This window comes from Sporosarcina sp. P26b (assembly GCF_002743245.1).
Taxonomy (GTDB): Bacteria; Bacillota; Bacilli; order Bacillales_A; family Planococcaceae; genus Sporosarcina; species Sporosarcina ureae_C.
This window is the reverse complement of sequence record NZ_PDYW01000027.1, coordinates 12,769-27,189: the sequence shown is the minus strand read 5'-3', so window position 1 is coordinate 27,189 and position 14,421 is coordinate 12,769. Positions and strand designations below refer to the sequence as shown.

At 38.5% G+C, this 14,421-nt stretch carries 13 protein-coding genes; all 13 read right to left on the bottom strand.

The annotated features are described in order from the left end of the window. Nucleotides 1-138: 138 nt before the first annotated feature. Nucleotides 139-735, bottom strand: a complete 597-nt coding sequence (locus CSV69_RS14660; protein ID WP_099693791.1) for a pyroglutamyl-peptidase I — start codon at nucleotides 733-735, stop codon at nucleotides 139-141. Nucleotides 736-982: 247 nt separating this feature from the next. After that, complete coding sequence (locus tag CSV69_RS14655) at nucleotides 983-1,249, bottom strand: excalibur calcium-binding domain-containing protein (protein WP_085428232.1); 267 nt, start codon at nucleotides 1,247-1,249, stop codon at nucleotides 983-985. A gap of 33 nt (nucleotides 1,250-1,282) precedes the next feature. Then, on the bottom strand, nucleotides 1,283-2,872 hold the full coding sequence (locus tag CSV69_RS14650; RefSeq protein WP_099693790.1) for a DUF5050 domain-containing protein: 1,590 nt from the start codon (nucleotides 2,870-2,872) through the stop codon (nucleotides 1,283-1,285). A gap of 162 nt (nucleotides 2,873-3,034) precedes the next feature. After that, nucleotides 3,035-3,421: an STAS domain-containing protein gene (locus CSV69_RS14645; protein WP_099693789.1), complete on the bottom strand. Its 387-nt coding sequence runs from the start codon at nucleotides 3,419-3,421 to the stop codon at nucleotides 3,035-3,037. Between the two features lie 14 nt (nucleotides 3,422-3,435). Further along, nucleotides 3,436-5,130, bottom strand: coding sequence for a methyl-accepting chemotaxis protein (locus CSV69_RS14640; RefSeq protein WP_099693788.1), 1,695 nt, complete (start codon nucleotides 5,128-5,130; stop codon nucleotides 3,436-3,438). Further along, nucleotides 5,131-5,556 (bottom strand): ATP-binding protein, encoded by a 426-nt coding sequence (locus tag CSV69_RS14635; RefSeq protein WP_099693787.1) that lies wholly within the window; start codon nucleotides 5,554-5,556, stop codon nucleotides 5,131-5,133. Between the two features lie 15 nt (nucleotides 5,557-5,571). Next, the gene (locus CSV69_RS14630) at nucleotides 5,572-6,696 is read right to left on the bottom strand and encodes a fused response regulator/phosphatase (protein WP_233192406.1); all 1,125 of its coding nucleotides are present in this window, start codon (nucleotides 6,694-6,696) and stop codon (nucleotides 5,572-5,574) included. A 153-nt stretch (nucleotides 6,697-6,849) separates the two neighbouring features. After that, complete coding sequence (locus CSV69_RS14625) at nucleotides 6,850-8,052, bottom strand: YARHG domain-containing protein (RefSeq protein ID WP_085428227.1); 1,203 nt, start codon at nucleotides 8,050-8,052, stop codon at nucleotides 6,850-6,852. A gap of 15 nt (nucleotides 8,053-8,067) precedes the next feature. Then, on the bottom strand, nucleotides 8,068-9,042 hold the full coding sequence (locus CSV69_RS14620; protein WP_099693786.1) for a lysozyme inhibitor LprI family protein: 975 nt from the start codon (nucleotides 9,040-9,042) through the stop codon (nucleotides 8,068-8,070). Between the two features lie 524 nt (nucleotides 9,043-9,566). Continuing rightward, nucleotides 9,567-10,370, bottom strand: coding sequence for a GIY-YIG nuclease family protein (locus tag CSV69_RS14615; protein WP_158232689.1), 804 nt, complete (start codon nucleotides 10,368-10,370; stop codon nucleotides 9,567-9,569). Nucleotides 10,371-10,814: 444 nt separating this feature from the next. Continuing rightward, the gene (locus CSV69_RS14610; protein ID WP_085428224.1) at nucleotides 10,815-11,045 is read right to left on the bottom strand and encodes a hypothetical protein; all 231 of its coding nucleotides are present in this window, start codon (nucleotides 11,043-11,045) and stop codon (nucleotides 10,815-10,817) included. A 209-nt stretch (nucleotides 11,046-11,254) separates the two neighbouring features. Next, nucleotides 11,255-12,244, bottom strand: a complete 990-nt coding sequence (locus CSV69_RS14605; protein ID WP_158232688.1) for a response regulator — start codon at nucleotides 12,242-12,244, stop codon at nucleotides 11,255-11,257. Continuing rightward, nucleotides 12,237-14,210: a histidine kinase gene (locus CSV69_RS14600; protein ID WP_099693784.1), complete on the bottom strand. Its 1,974-nt coding sequence runs from the start codon at nucleotides 14,208-14,210 to the stop codon at nucleotides 12,237-12,239. Before CSV69_RS14600 ends, CSV69_RS14605 begins: the two co-directional genes overlap by 8 nt. Nucleotides 14,211-14,421 lie beyond the last annotated feature (211 nt).

Here is a 14,421-nt window from a genome sequence, read left to right as displayed (position 1 = left end):
AAATTTTATCAGAAGGTATCCTTTTTTTCTTCCTAAAACTAAAAAAATATATAAAAAAGAACGGACCCCATAAACTTCAATGGGTCCGTTCTTTTTCAATATGAGGAGGGTTTTGTCCCAGCCTCTTTATTTCTTTTTTTACAATGTTTCCAAGCAGATCCGAACACTTTTCACTAGATCATCCAAAGACCAACTCGGTAGTTTTTTATTTACTAAGGCTAACTCATGTGAGGCTGGTATGTGAATGAAACCTGCGCGATAGGATACCTCTTGTTTTTGCGCATAATTTAGAGCGGCATACATGATATTATTACAAAGATATGTACCTGCAGTATTAGAAATAACGGAAGGTAATCCAGCTTCTACTAGTCGATTAGTCATTTCTCGAATGGGAAGCGTTGAAAATATTCCATCAGCGCCAGCAGGATCAATCGGTTCATCAGTTGGTGCGTATCCGTCATTATCCAAATCTCCATCTTTTACATTAATCGCGATTCTCTCAGGAGTAATTTCAGAACGCCCAGCAGCTAAACCTAACATCACTACCACGTCAGGATTCGTCTCTTCAATTGCTTTTAATAACTCTTTTTCTGAATGATTAAATCTAACAGATAATATCTTAGGTATAATCTCTAAACCGGTAATTCCTTCCGATACAATAGCTTTCACTACTTCTTCCGTAGGGTTTATTGGATAATCTAGAAATGGCTCAAAACCTGTTAATAATACTTTCATGTAATCATATCCTTTCTGTTAAAAATGAAATTTCTCTTCATTCTTCTTATAGTTGTGAAGGCATGATCTATGTTAACATACAATCCATTTTATATAATCAAACAAATCTTAACAGTTAGATATGCTTTTCATAAGACTGTAACTGCCGCCTCAGTATCATTTGATAGCCATTTTTATAAGTACTTAAATAGGAAAAGCCCCTACTGGATTCACAGTAAGAGCTTTTTGTAGTTTTTCACTATACACATTATCTCTCGCAAGCAATACCATCTTTATCACGATCAAGACCTTTGTGCGTATTATATATATTGGCTTCAACAGTCGGTTTCAGTTTGGTCTTACCACCTTTATTTTTCACACTAGCATTCATTGCAACGCCGCCAGGATATACTTTATTTAACTGCGTACAGTTTTTAAACTTGGCGGCCGCTGCTGCTTCAGTTGATTGGACCGGTAGTAATACGATACTGCATGCTAGTAGTGCGGGTAAAACTCTTTTAGTAAATTTTATCATTATCTCTGCTCCTTTTTTTCCGACTCTCATTTACTATAAATCCATACGATACTGCTTATTTGCTTTACTATCGGTAAAGTACAATGTCCCATTGTCTTTACTAATATCATTTGTCAAAAAGTCTGTGATCTGCGTTTTAGCAATACCATCCGTTCGAATCTTGAATAGGTATCCGCCATGTGAGTAATTGCTAAAATAAATCCAGCCATCGTGGACGACTAATTCATTCGCACGTATGTCGGCAATCTTCTGGTTCTCACTGCCATCTTCTTTCATTTTATATAATTTGATATCGTCTTTATTATTCGCGTAATAGATCCAGCCATCTTCCGTATCGAACGTCCACACTCTACTCATATATTCATATCGAGTGTCTGTTGCTTTTGGCAATCCAGTATTATTCCATGAATGTGTTTTAGCCAGTTGACTGTCGGATACTAGGAAATAACCGTAACCTACTTTACCTTCTCTATTAGGTACAGGGTCGTCCCATGTAGCGTCGAGATTATACCAGATACCATCAACTTGTACTTTGTTCCAACCGTGATTCATTGCGGGGTTACTTATCACATAAATGGTTTCTATATCTAACTGATTTAGCAAATATACCATCGCTAATCCATAGCCATTACAAACTGCAGTTTTATTTACTAATACTCCGTACATAGAATACGATTCTTTCGGTATAGTATCATTTAAAAAGTTGTCGTAATCATAAGCTGTGTGAAGAACGACATAGTCATGCACAGCTTTCACTTTTTGATAGTCGGTCATACCTGGTTTAATTGTTGTCGCGTATAGTGTATCGATTTCACGTTGTAAATTAGCTTTCATTCGAATAATTGTTTCTTTTGGATAAGCATATTTTGCTTCCAAACGACCATCTGACCAAAACTGACTTCCAGTATATTCGTAATAAAATATCTCAGGATGCTCAGACAATACTTTACGTAATTCTGCATAGGCTACTTTACTGTCTTTTGTGTATTGATTGACGTAAATCATATCGTCCATATTTTTCAACCCAATATATAAAGCAGAATATAGATCAGTGACTTCTGTGATCTCAGGCTTTTGTGGTGTCTTTGGTGGTTGATAGATAAATTGCTGATAAATATCTTTACCTAGCTGGGTGCCTTTCTCGCTGTAAAGTTCCTTTTGTAACACTAACGTATAGACTTTTCCTGCGTGGTAAGGATTATTCGGAGTAAGTTGTAGACGGCCTGAACGAATAGAGATAATGGTAGGAAACTCAATTCCTTCATCATCATAAATTTTTGCATGGTCCCAGTTTTCTTCGTCTGTGCTCATCGGCTGATTAAACGTGATATTCCAAGGCTTTTTAGCATCAGTCGTAGTATGCAGTGGCTTCCATTCCGTTGCCAGTTGCAGATTTGGAAGTAGGCGCAGCATTTGACGTTCAGGGATAACAGATTTTGTAACTGCCGATTCGAATAACTCTTTGTATGGTTCATTACCTTGTGAAAACTGTTGTTTATCGGTTATCTGTGCTGTCTCCACTTCATAACTCTCCATATTAGGAGTAGTGGCGAAAACAGGATGAACAGAAGTAAATACTAAACTTGCAATCAGTAGCGGTAATAGTAGTAGTTTATTAAGCATATTATCCCCCTTTTTAGTCACTTATACTTATTTATAGTATAGGTTACTTTGGACTAATAAGATATATATTTTTTACTCCATTATCCAAATTCACTATTAAATATGTAAAAAAGCCTCCTGAACTTAATCAGAAAGCTTGTTGAACTTATTTACTTGGGAAAATCAATAATCGTTAACAGACAACTCCGTCACAACTGACTGCTTAATAACTGCTAATGCCGCTGCTTCGCTGTCGACAATCGGGAAGATTTTATCACATTGGGAAATGGCAAATAACTTGCGGACGAATTCATCGACGATAATGATGACGATTTTCTCGTTTTTCAAAGAAACCTTTTTGGCAAAGTTGACGATCATACCGAAGCCTGTGCTGTCGATATTTTGTACTTTACTCATATCTAAAATGAAGCTGCGACCTTCTTTAAACGGCGTCGTCTGTAGTCGTTTTTTCAACTCTTCAATTAACGCGTATTGCAAATGGCCCGAAAACTCGAGGATCACGTACGTATCTTTTTCCACCATTTGCAACGCTGCTGTTTTCTGTTCCATACTACTAACCTCCATTACATTTTAAACTTATTTACTTCTTCACGTAAACGATCCGCGACCTCTGCCAAACTGGTTGTATTATCGGCAATTTCAGCGACTGTTGCATACTGTTCTTCAGATGAAGCAGCAATTTGCTCTGTTGCTGCGGCGGATTCTTCAATGATGGCCGAAATGTTTTGGATAGCGTCTTGAACAGTAAGCGAATTGGAATTTACTGCGCTGAATGCATCTTTTATATGCACTACGCCAGCCTCTGTCACACTTACTTTCTCTACTATGAGCTTAAGTGCTTCTCCGCCTTGGTTAATAATAACTACTTGTTCCTCTACTGCTGTTAAATTACTTTCCATCGTTCGCACTGTAACCGATGTCTCTGCTTGAATATCTGTAATTAGATCGGTGATTTGCTGGGCAGCTCCTGTTGATTGTTCAGCTAGTTTACGAACTTCTGCTGCAACGACCGCAAATCCTTTACCGTGTTCTCCTGCTCTTGCTGCTTCAATTGCCGCATTTAGCGCAAGTAGATTCGTCTGTTCCGAAATTGCGGTAATGACCGTAATAATACCGCCGATTTCTTCCGAACGCATACCTAATTTTTGAATCGAATCAGTCGCATAGCTTACCGTTTCTGTAACTGTGCCTAAATGTGAAATCGCTTTACTGATTGACTGCTCGCCTTCATGCGCTATGACTGTAGATTCTTGCGCATTCTTTAAGCTCTGTTCAACATTTCCTAAATTGCCTTCTACTTCTACGATCGTATCACGCATCATGCCTGCGATTCGTTCTGCTTGTTCAGATTGATTCGTCACGCCTGACGCAATTTCATTCATCGTGGAAGCGATTTGACTAGCCGTTTCATTTGTCTGCTGGGAGGATTCTGCCAATGCGACCGATGAATGAGCAATTTCATTGGCATTACGCGCAACGTTTTGCATCGTTTCCGTAAGTTGCTCTTTCATATTACGGAACGCAACAGATAGTTCCGCAATTTCGTCCGTTCCTTTCGCTTCGTATAGCTCAACGTTCAAATTTAAATCGGCTAATTCATTCGCATTATCACGCAATCGATTAATAGGCTTAATCAGCATGCGCTGAATGATAAAACTCACGATTAGAATGATGAGCAACGCAAGCACTAGCGAAATAATAATGGTCTGCATAGCAGATGAAGTTGCGATCTTTATATAAGGCGCTGTCGGAACAGCCACTGCGATAATCCCGATCACTTCTCCGTCTTTATCAAGTATCGGATCATAGGCTGCTTGGAATGGCTTGCCGAGTACATCTGCGGTGCCGAGAAAACGTTCTTTTTTTCCGAGCACGACGTCTCCCACTTCAGCTGCTACTTGTGTCCCTAAACGCCGTTCTCCATTTTCTATAATATTTGTCGCGATTCGTGTATCTCCTTGGAAAATAGACATCGTATTTCCATCTGTCAATTCGCCCAACTGATCGGGAATCGCGTACGCTTCATACATATCCATTTTGCCTTTATGTAATGAACCATTCGTAATGGACCAGTCGCCCGGCACGGAAATTTCCAGCAACTCTAAACTCAGTGTCAAATCAGAAATGAGCTTAGCTTCTGCCGCCTTCAATAAATTCCCTTTTGTCGCATTATAATTCAGGCCACTTAAAATGCCTGATAGTAGTAAAATCGCTAGTAAAATAACTGCATTAATCTTTTTCCCAATCGTCCACTTCATTTACTTTTCCACCGCCATCACTAAATTTTTCTTCACACCGACTAAAAACTGTTGATCGGACAGTTGTTCAAACCACAGCTGATCGACCATATGCTGAATGAACAAAAAGCCGCGTCCACGCTCACAAAAACTCTCATCGTCTATAGTTGCATCGAGCACCACCGGCCACTGTTCTTCCGGTATCCCCTTGGCAAAATCAGACACTGTAATCTGCACATATTGTTCATCATTTCGCATATGTACTTCAATCGACTCTGTCCGTCCTTCTTTCTCCATTGCCTCCACTGCATTAATGACCAGCTCGTGCGTCACAAAACAAATTTCTGTTGCAAATGGAATCGAATACAGTGCCATGTAACTCTCCATTAATTGATCAATCAGCTGAATCGACGGTTGACTAGGTGTAATCGTGAACTTGAATTCCATACATTCTTCCCTCACTTATAACGAAGTGGTAATCGAAACCACTGTAATATCGTCTTCCAATGGCAAATGCGATAATCCGTACTCTTCCGTAAACTTCCTCAACATGACGCGACTATTTTGCGAACTGTGCGAATGAAAAAAGCTCCAGTCAATTTTCAGATCAGGATATAACGTCCCTAACCCGTCTGTATACAAAATAATATGATGCCAACCTGTCAAACGAATACTTTTCGCCTGCACTTGAATCGATGGAAACAGACCGAGAATGGGAGAATTCGCATGCATCATCACAGTTTCTCCATACTTCCCGAACATGACGCCTTCCGGATGCGAAGCGTTCACATACTGCAGCGTACCATTCTTCTTATCGATTACAGCATAGACGGCCGTCACTAAAAACGAGTCCAGTCCATCAGTAGAAAATAACTCATAAATCTTCCGGTTCACTTCTTTTATCACAAGTACCGGATCAATCAACTGCATGATAATCTCCTTGAGCAAGGAACGAATCGACATCGTTACAAGCGACGCTGCCACCCCATGCCCCATCACATCAAACAACATGACTGCCGTTAAATCATCATCGAGCTGAAACCAACAATACATATCCCCGCCCAGAGCTTGAGAAGTAAAATAGATACCATCCACTTCAATATGCGGAAGCGACAACGCGGGAGTCAATGCACTCTTCTGGACGTTTTTCGCTATCGCTAAATCTATCGCCAGCTGATACTCATGCGCTTTCCGTTTTTTCGTTTCCTCATAATATGTAAGCGCAATTCGAATCCGCGTTTTGAGTTGGAAGAAGTCAAACGGCTTTAGAATAAAATCAAAGATTCCAACTTCTAGTAAACGCTCAAAGATAACCGGCTTCTCATAAGACGTCGACAACAAAATCGGAACATCCCGCCATACACACAGTGCCTCTATTTCCCGACAATGCGCTTCACAGTTAGCTGCATCCAAATTAGCGTCATAAATAACGAGCTTGATTTCTTCTTGTAAAAACAAATGTTCATATTGAATCGCTGTATAGGCACTTTGAAATACATGAATCGTATACAGTCCCAGTTGTTGCAAGCTTTTTTGAATTTTAAGGACATCATTTCCTATGTCACCGATAATTAGAATCGTCATCATTCAATGTCCCCTTAAAATTAGTAATTTACTGGTTCTTATTGATTATACGATAGGACAATGTAGAAAGATACAGAGTATTTGTTTAAAAAAGCCTTTCCATCGTTTACTGCGATGGAAAGGCTTTACTGTCTAAAACATATTTTATTGTATAACTTATTCCATAGATTGTATTAAAGTAACATTATATTGTTCTATGTCAGTTAGTTCATAGTTGTATAGAGTATCTGGTACATACCAAGACTGGGAGGAGAAATATTTTTGCAGGTCAGCAGATTCAAATATATATCCATGTCTCGCATATATCTCATTTCGTGCTATCCGTAAATCTGACTTCGACAAACCATAAAGCTGCGTTTCTACCAGTTTAGTATATTGACTGTCCGCTAAAATATAGTAGTCATATGCGCTTCCAGAACCCTCTGGCAACCCATCATCTTTCACGTCTAAAAATATCGTATTGTCAGTTGTACTATCTTCCTGCCATTCATAGCTTTCATTATCATATCCCCAGTCATTCAAGATATAAAAAAGTGGAATTATTGCAATTGCTAACAGAGTGACAAATACCCCTAATTGATTTTTCTTTTCTGATTCAGGAATTGAACTGACTTCCACTTTCTTTTGTTTATCTTTTCGTACAGACACATTAATATTTGAAACAGCCTTCTGTTGGTTCCGTTTAACTTTGAGTGGTAAATTGTTTTCAATTAGATTTTTCTTGATTTCATTTTCAGTGACCAAAATTTCAATTAGTCGTTCCAAACTCTCACTAGAAAAGTAGTCGGACACTCTACGTGCATTGAACTTTTTAGATCTCATCATCCAGCTATAGAATCCACTTGACTCTCGAGTGTAGAAAAAGTGTTTAGATAAGAATTTGTTCTTCCATTCTTCTTCCCAACCAAGAACTTCTGCACGATGTAAAAATTGTTCTTTAGAGATCCCGTTAAATACTACGACAGATGAAATTATCTGATGCGGGTCTTGTCTCATTGAATTCGTTAGATGCGATGAAAGTGTGCTTTTAAGCTCACTACGATAATTTTCTGCTTGTTTCAGCGGTTTGTGCTGACCCCTTTTGGTCAATATATTTCCATTTGGATCAAATCGTTCTATAAATCGTTCATTCCAAGTCTTTACTTCCAAAAACATAAATCCGATATTTTCCTCTATAACTAAAATGTCCGCCTCATAGTGAATCAATGTAGGGTTATGGATTACATGAGCATCGTCAGGCAACTGTTCTTGTAGCATAAGCAAGATTTCTTTTTCACCAAGCAACCCTTTATGAGTATTGGCATCAGTTTCATTCAGAATCATGCGCTTCAATTGCTGCATTCCATAGATGTTTGCCATTACGCCTCACCTCTATCAGTTCATATAAAGATTCACTAATGCATAACAACGTTCTTTAGTTAAATCAGCGGATGTTCCTATATAAGTGACTGGCTCAAAACTCCCGCCAGCAAATTCCGCTGCATTGACACTAGCGGTGTGATCACGATATTTTATCCATTCACGTTGCTTTATACGTAATTGTTCCATATCTTGAGCAGATAACTGCTTCTTCAATACGCCATATATCTCATTAAGTACATTATCCCATCTTGTATATCTTTCGTTTTCCGCCTCAGACATTTGAGACGTAATACCATTCGCATATAAATGATTCAGATCAGTTAAGCCTGCTTCAATTGCGTCCAGCTTATTGCGATACTGTTGTTGCTGACCCGATTGTTTTGGTATCACGTCCAATTGAAGCGCAGTACTTTGATCTTGCTGAACGACGGGAGGTTGTACCATTACAGGCGGAGCTTGTTGCTTTTTTAGTTCGTCTTCTAATCGCTTCTCCAAACTAGCTAGTTTGTCACTGAATTCGTCTAGTGAAGGCTGATCTTTACGGAGCTCTTCTATTGTTTGCTGTGCCTCCTCAAGCTCACCTGCTTCAACAGATGTCTCAATGTCTTTTACATGAGCCGCCACTTTTGCAGACACTTGTTGATTCGTCTTTACCGTCTCGACCATGTCTTCCAACGATTTCCGTAGCCCGATGGCCAGTTTGTCTTGTCCAAGCATCTTTTCAGCCTTTTCTAGGGCTACGTCCCATTTACCATCTTTCATCTCTTGCTTTACCGAATAAAATCCAGTCAAATCTTCTTTCATCTCAAGTGCCTCTTTATCACTAGGCTTTTCATCCAATGCTAAGTCGACTGAAGATAACGCTTTATCATATTCACCATTCGCTAACGCAAGTTTACTTTGTTCCATTGCTTGATCAAACGTGCTATTTGAGCAACCTGTCAATAGAAAAACTAGTAATAACAGAATAACGGTCTTTTTCATCATCCACTTGCCTCCTTTGCTGATACTTCGTTTAATAAAATAAATTTTGCTGTTATTAATGGTGTTTTGTAGATGCACGTATTCTTAATATTTCAGGTATTAATCGGACTTTACATTTTAGATATATTATACCATTACAAAAAGCTTATCCACTAGATTTCCGGCAATAATTCTACTTTAGAAATACTACTATCAGTTAATTATCCACTGAATATAGTATATATGGCGATTCCTAACGATCCTTTCGAGGTAATATATAATTTGGAGCTATTACTTCCGTTTTCCTCCGTCTACTGTCTGTTAATACATCTAAGGAAAAGATGTTTTCTTGTCAGCCTTTTACGCAGATTTTCCATAAAATTAGTTATGTAGGAGCTTGGTATTTGTTCTTACCCCCTATAGACTATGCCCTCACTAAACGCACCAAAAAGAGCTTCCCGATCGATATCTTGATTAGGAAACTCTTTTTTATAATTATCTAGTTGAAGGAATAGTGTCTGAATAATATGAGGCACAAGAACCCTTCACTAATTCCTGTTCAATTGTATGCTATTATAAGGACCACGATTTACAGTAGCCAAGGTTTTTTTCCACATGACTTCCCTTTGCATAATATCTGTTCCATCATCAAGTAATTCTAATACTAAGAACTCGATTTCATTATATCCGTTTTCAAGTACGAACAAGTTTAAATGGTGGGCATTGCCATTTGATGTTAAGTGTTTCATCCAACGTCCTAATATTCCGCCACCTCCGTAAGCACTCCCTACATATCTACTTGCCCCATCCTTGGAACGCTGAAGGTAAACCCCACTTTTCGACAATTCTTCTTTCAAAATATTTTCTTCCGAGTCGTCTTCATAAATCGCAATGATTTGACTCCATTCAATAGGTCGACCAAGAACCGTTGCATCTGTCACATCAATGTCTTTCAGCACAAGCCCTTCAAACTGAGAAATCTTTGCAATATCACTAGTTGACTTACAAACTTCCATAATTTCTTTTTCTAGCAATATATCTTTAATCATTTTAGCCAATGCTACATAATCATTAGTTTTATAATCAATTTTACGATTCGTACTATTTTTAGCCCCAGGTATTTCGAATAAACGTTGTTTTAAGAATGGATTTAATTTACTGCCGTAATAAATTCTAAATTCAAAGGCATTTACGTCTCCCCATAACTCAAAGGCCCGAATTCTATATAAATTAAATTGGACACGGTAGGCCACATGTGGGTTAGGAAAACTCGTTCTATCATTTTCTTCTTTCACTTCGAATAATTGACTTAATCCACTATCCTCCAATATTCTCTTCAACTGATTTAGCATATTCATCCTCCTCATTTCATTAATACAGACAAGTATGAAATGTACATGTTTTCTCCTGTATTGATTATATCATCATATTTTAAGCATGTTATCCAATATATATGCACTAATGGTACGTTTGTATAATTACTTGTGCATTAAATCACATTTATGAGAAAACAGAAGTATTTGGGCCGATTGACGTGGAGCACTCTTTTATTTTTAAAGATAGAAAATCCTCTGCGAAATACTGCGAAACATTTTTTCGCGATGCTAGTAAGTTATTTTATGAAATTTAATTGTGTGAGGAATTCGCATCTGTTCTTATGCCCTATAGACTATCCCCTTGCTAGAAGCATCAAAAAGAGCTTCCCGGTCTTATCTTGATCAGGAAACTCTTCTATGTGATCACGTAGTCATCTTAATAGGGTCCGATTTCTGTAGGGACCTGGTACATACTCTAGGTCAAACAGAATAATACAGATCCTCCTCCCTTTCATAACGCACTGGGACGGATTTACCATCGTCCACTTCAAACTGCAGGCTTTGCGTATCCAGTTGACCAACGAGTATAGAAAACGAATGTCTGTCTTGACGCGAAGGCAGAAGTGAGTAATGGATAATATCATGAATTAGGGAAGATAGATCCTCATAAGACGTAAAAACATAGTATTCATTAACCATATAAGCTGGCATCTTGCTCATCTCCTTTAGTTTACAATCAAGTTGAATTTTTCAGAAAGGGGTCCGTCTTTTCTATGAATCAATCGTTTAAAAACTCGTATAGGAAAATGTAAGTACTCTACGTTAAAGATAGTATAGCAAGCCGTTCTTACTTTTTTCTTACATTTAAATGATTACATAAAAAAAGCACAGAGGATTTCATTCCCCTACGCTGTTGTTTGTTATGCCTCACACTCAATTATTATGCTCTCCAAGTCTTCTTCCCTGATCACCGGCTTGATTTTATCAATCAAATCTCCCAATTGTGTTATACACTCATTCTCTTTATAATAGTTGGCCAGTTCGTTTACGAGACGTACGTACTCTTGATAATAGTTTTCCGTTTCACTCATGCACCAGATATAGCCTTTCCCATCGAATAATTCTCCTTGATACAGGGAGACGGCTTTTTCAAAGTCCTTAAGGTTTTGGCTGTTAATCTTCAGTTTTTTGTCCATAAATTGATCGAACGCGATTAAATCACAGTGAACTCTCGGTAGCATGATTTTATACATGCCGTTTTTCCTCTCCAACTCAACAGGAATACCGGCTTTTTTTAATGTTTTCTTGAGTCGGAAGATCATCGTGTAGAGATTTTGTTGGGACTTTTCCATGGAGTGTTCTTCCCATAAAATATCAATGATTTGCCATTTGCTGATGCCATTTTTTCGGTGCATGATCAATAAGGCAAGAAGCTCTTCCAGTTTGGCGGTCATGAACTCGGTTCGGGAATCATTCATACGTAAATGTATGTTTCCGAACAAACAAATCTCGCCTACCGTTTTCGTCTCTTCTCGCGTTATTCGCTTTTTCTTGTATACTCTATTCAATACTTCTTCTACCGACTGCTTGTCTACCGGCTTCAAAATATAATGAATCGCATTCAGCTCGAAAGCATGCATCGCATATTGTTCGTATGCCGTTACAAAAACTATCGCCATTTCATCATTGTTATTGATTTGGATGAGTTTTTCCCCCAACTCCATTCCGTTCATTTCGGGCATGTCCACATCCAAAAACAACACATCCGGCTCCAATCGTGGAATTTCAATTAGCGCAAGTTCAGGATCCGTAAACGTACCGATTACTTCGATGTCAGTTGTCTCTCCTACAATCTTCTCTAAGTAATTTAACACCAACATCTCATCGTCCACCAACACCGCTTTAATCATTGGCTGTCTCCTCCTCGTCATCGTGTAAAGGAATAATAAAATAGACATCTGTGCCTAGGGGATTTGTTTCGAATTGCAGCTCAGTCTGATAAAAACTTTGCAATCTACTATGGATATTCGCCAAACTTATACCGTTACCAGTCAGCGATTCTAGGTTTCGTTCCCCGCGTCTAATAGCATTCAATTGATGCGGATCCATACCTTTTCCGTTATCCTGAACACCCACATATATGCCGTGATCCTGTTTTTTAATTGTCAATTTCACTTTGCCTCCACTTTTATTTTTCAAAACACCGTGCCTGATGGCGTTTTCAACAAGAGGCTCGATAATGAGTGGAATGATCTTGCACGAAAGAATTTCTTCATCGACATCATAAATCATGTCCACTCGGTCGCCGAATCTTACTTTCTCGATCTCGACATACGCTTGAATCAATTTCAATTCATTGTCGATGGTGACATAATCGGTGTGAATATCTATTTGGAAAGACCGCTTCAGGTAGTTAGACAAATCGGACAGGACTTTGCCTGCACGTTTCCCGTCCGTATAGCAAAGACTGATGATACTGCTAAGCGTATTAAATAGGAAATGCGGTTTGATTTGCGCTTGTAAAAAGGCCAATTCATTTCTCTTTGCGATCTTTGTCGTTTGATCGAGCGTGGAGAACGTTTCAATTAATTGCGTCGACAATTCTTCATTCTTTTTGTAAGAGTTCGTATATCGGAAAATCAATAGGACGGACAAAGCAATGCTGTAGACGGCGATCATCAAGAACGAAATCAACATATCCTGCTTTAACCCCGTACTGTACAAAATCATATCGAACCAGAACAAGTAAACGCTGAGCAATGAAACTATCATGGCAATATGTTCTACACTGTCAATTTCAGGACCGCCTTTCTTGATGAACAGGCAGAGTACTCTTAACCATACAAAGAAGTAAAAGACGACTGTGGTCACCATGTAAAACTCTAATATATTGGAGTAAATAGTCATGGGTAGCATTAGTATAATTAAGATGAAAATGCTGTAAAAAATCAACATACCATTTTTTATTCGATTGGATAAAAAGATGGGACTGATCTGATTGAGCACGATCAATACGGTAATCACTGTGAAAGCACTCATTAAATGCCCAAAACGAAATGTGCTGTCCATGCTGATCATAGGGAATATCACTGTAATAATTCGTTCGCTGTATATACTGCTCATAATTCCATAGAATAGACAGCTTAATGCGAGCGGAAGTGTGGCGGGCTCCTTCTTTCGATAATCTGCATTAATCAAGAACAAGAAGAGATAAAAAATACCGATAATCACTACAATGAGAATCATCGCAAATTCAAACATGACATTTCGCTGATGCAGTTGCATAATCTCATTTTGCGTTCCAAACGTAATCGATTTTGCTATACCTCCAACGATAAAATCATGATTGGATGCCTGAATGATAATTTCGGCGGTCGAACTCTCCAATTCAAAAAAAGCCGCCATCGAGTTATTACCGGATACATTCGTTTCCGGCGACTCCGAAATATCCCCATCCTCCAAAACCAATTTCCCATTTACGAATATCCGGCTCGCATTTCTTATATTCCCTTTCAGTAAACCAAAATACTTCGTGTCCGACGGTATATTCGCAACCACCATCCTGTACGTTGCATATCCCGTACTGTCATACGTATTGCCTTCTTGGTCGTGCATCCAACTTCCTGGAACCACTGTGTACTGCAGATTGTGTGGGGTTTCATCGCTGAAATCTTCAGGACTTCGTAACTGCTTCCAATAAAACTCCCACTCTCCGTCAAGTGCAATTACACCTTTTTCTTGAAAACCTGTTTCGGATAGATCAACTTTCCCGTGGATGATGGAAGTATCCGCCTTTAGGGCTTGTGAATAATAATAGGTAAGAGCTATTAACGTTATGACAATGACGATAACAAAGTATTGCTTACTACGTTTCAATAGTCTCACCTTCTTGTCATTTATTTCTTATTATTTTACCATGGAATTACAATATTAATAGTTCTTAATGTGCATATATTTTTAATTTCTTTCATCCTTAAGCTGATTATCTACAACAATCTAACTCCTTCTTCCATAATACCGGCAGTAAAATATAACCCCCAGCTTCTATTGCCTTTCCCAAGTATGCGAAAGGACATTGTGGTATCAT

What these genes read in the sequence shown, in the direction of transcription:
- CSV69_RS14660 (WP_099693791.1), bottom strand. Translation starts at nt 735, where the DNA reads ATGAAAGTATTATTAACAGGTTTTGAGCCATTTCTAGATTATCCAATA.
- CSV69_RS14655 (WP_085428232.1), bottom strand. Translation starts at nt 1,249, where the DNA reads ATGATAAAATTTACTAAAAGAGTTTTACCCGCACTACTAGCATGCAGT.
- CSV69_RS14650 (WP_099693790.1), bottom strand. Translation starts at nt 2,872, where the DNA reads ATGCTTAATAAACTACTACTATTACCGCTACTGATTGCAAGTTTAGTA.
- CSV69_RS14645 (WP_099693789.1), bottom strand. Translation starts at nt 3,421, where the DNA reads ATGGAACAGAAAACAGCAGCGTTGCAAATGGTGGAAAAAGATACGTAC.
- CSV69_RS14640 (WP_099693788.1), bottom strand. Translation starts at nt 5,130, where the DNA reads ATGAAGTGGACGATTGGGAAAAAGATTAATGCAGTTATTTTACTAGCG.
- CSV69_RS14635 (WP_099693787.1), bottom strand. Translation starts at nt 5,556, where the DNA reads ATGGAATTCAAGTTCACGATTACACCTAGTCAACCGTCGATTCAGCTG.
- CSV69_RS14630 (WP_233192406.1), bottom strand. Translation starts at nt 6,696, where the DNA reads ATGATGACGATTCTAATTATCGGTGACATAGGAAATGATGTCCTTAAA.
- CSV69_RS14625 (WP_085428227.1), bottom strand. Translation starts at nt 8,052, where the DNA reads ATGGCAAACATCTATGGAATGCAGCAATTGAAGCGCATGATTCTGAAT.
- CSV69_RS14620 (WP_099693786.1), bottom strand. Translation starts at nt 9,042, where the DNA reads ATGATGAAAAAGACCGTTATTCTGTTATTACTAGTTTTTCTATTGACA.
- CSV69_RS14615 (WP_158232689.1), bottom strand. Translation starts at nt 10,370, where the DNA reads ATGCTAAATCAGTTGAAGAGAATATTGGAGGATAGTGGATTAAGTCAA.
- CSV69_RS14610 (WP_085428224.1), bottom strand. Translation starts at nt 11,045, where the DNA reads ATGCCAGCTTATATGGTTAATGAATACTATGTTTTTACGTCTTATGAG.
- CSV69_RS14605 (WP_158232688.1), bottom strand. Translation starts at nt 12,244, where the DNA reads ATGATTAAAGCGGTGTTGGTGGACGATGAGATGTTGGTGTTAAATTAC.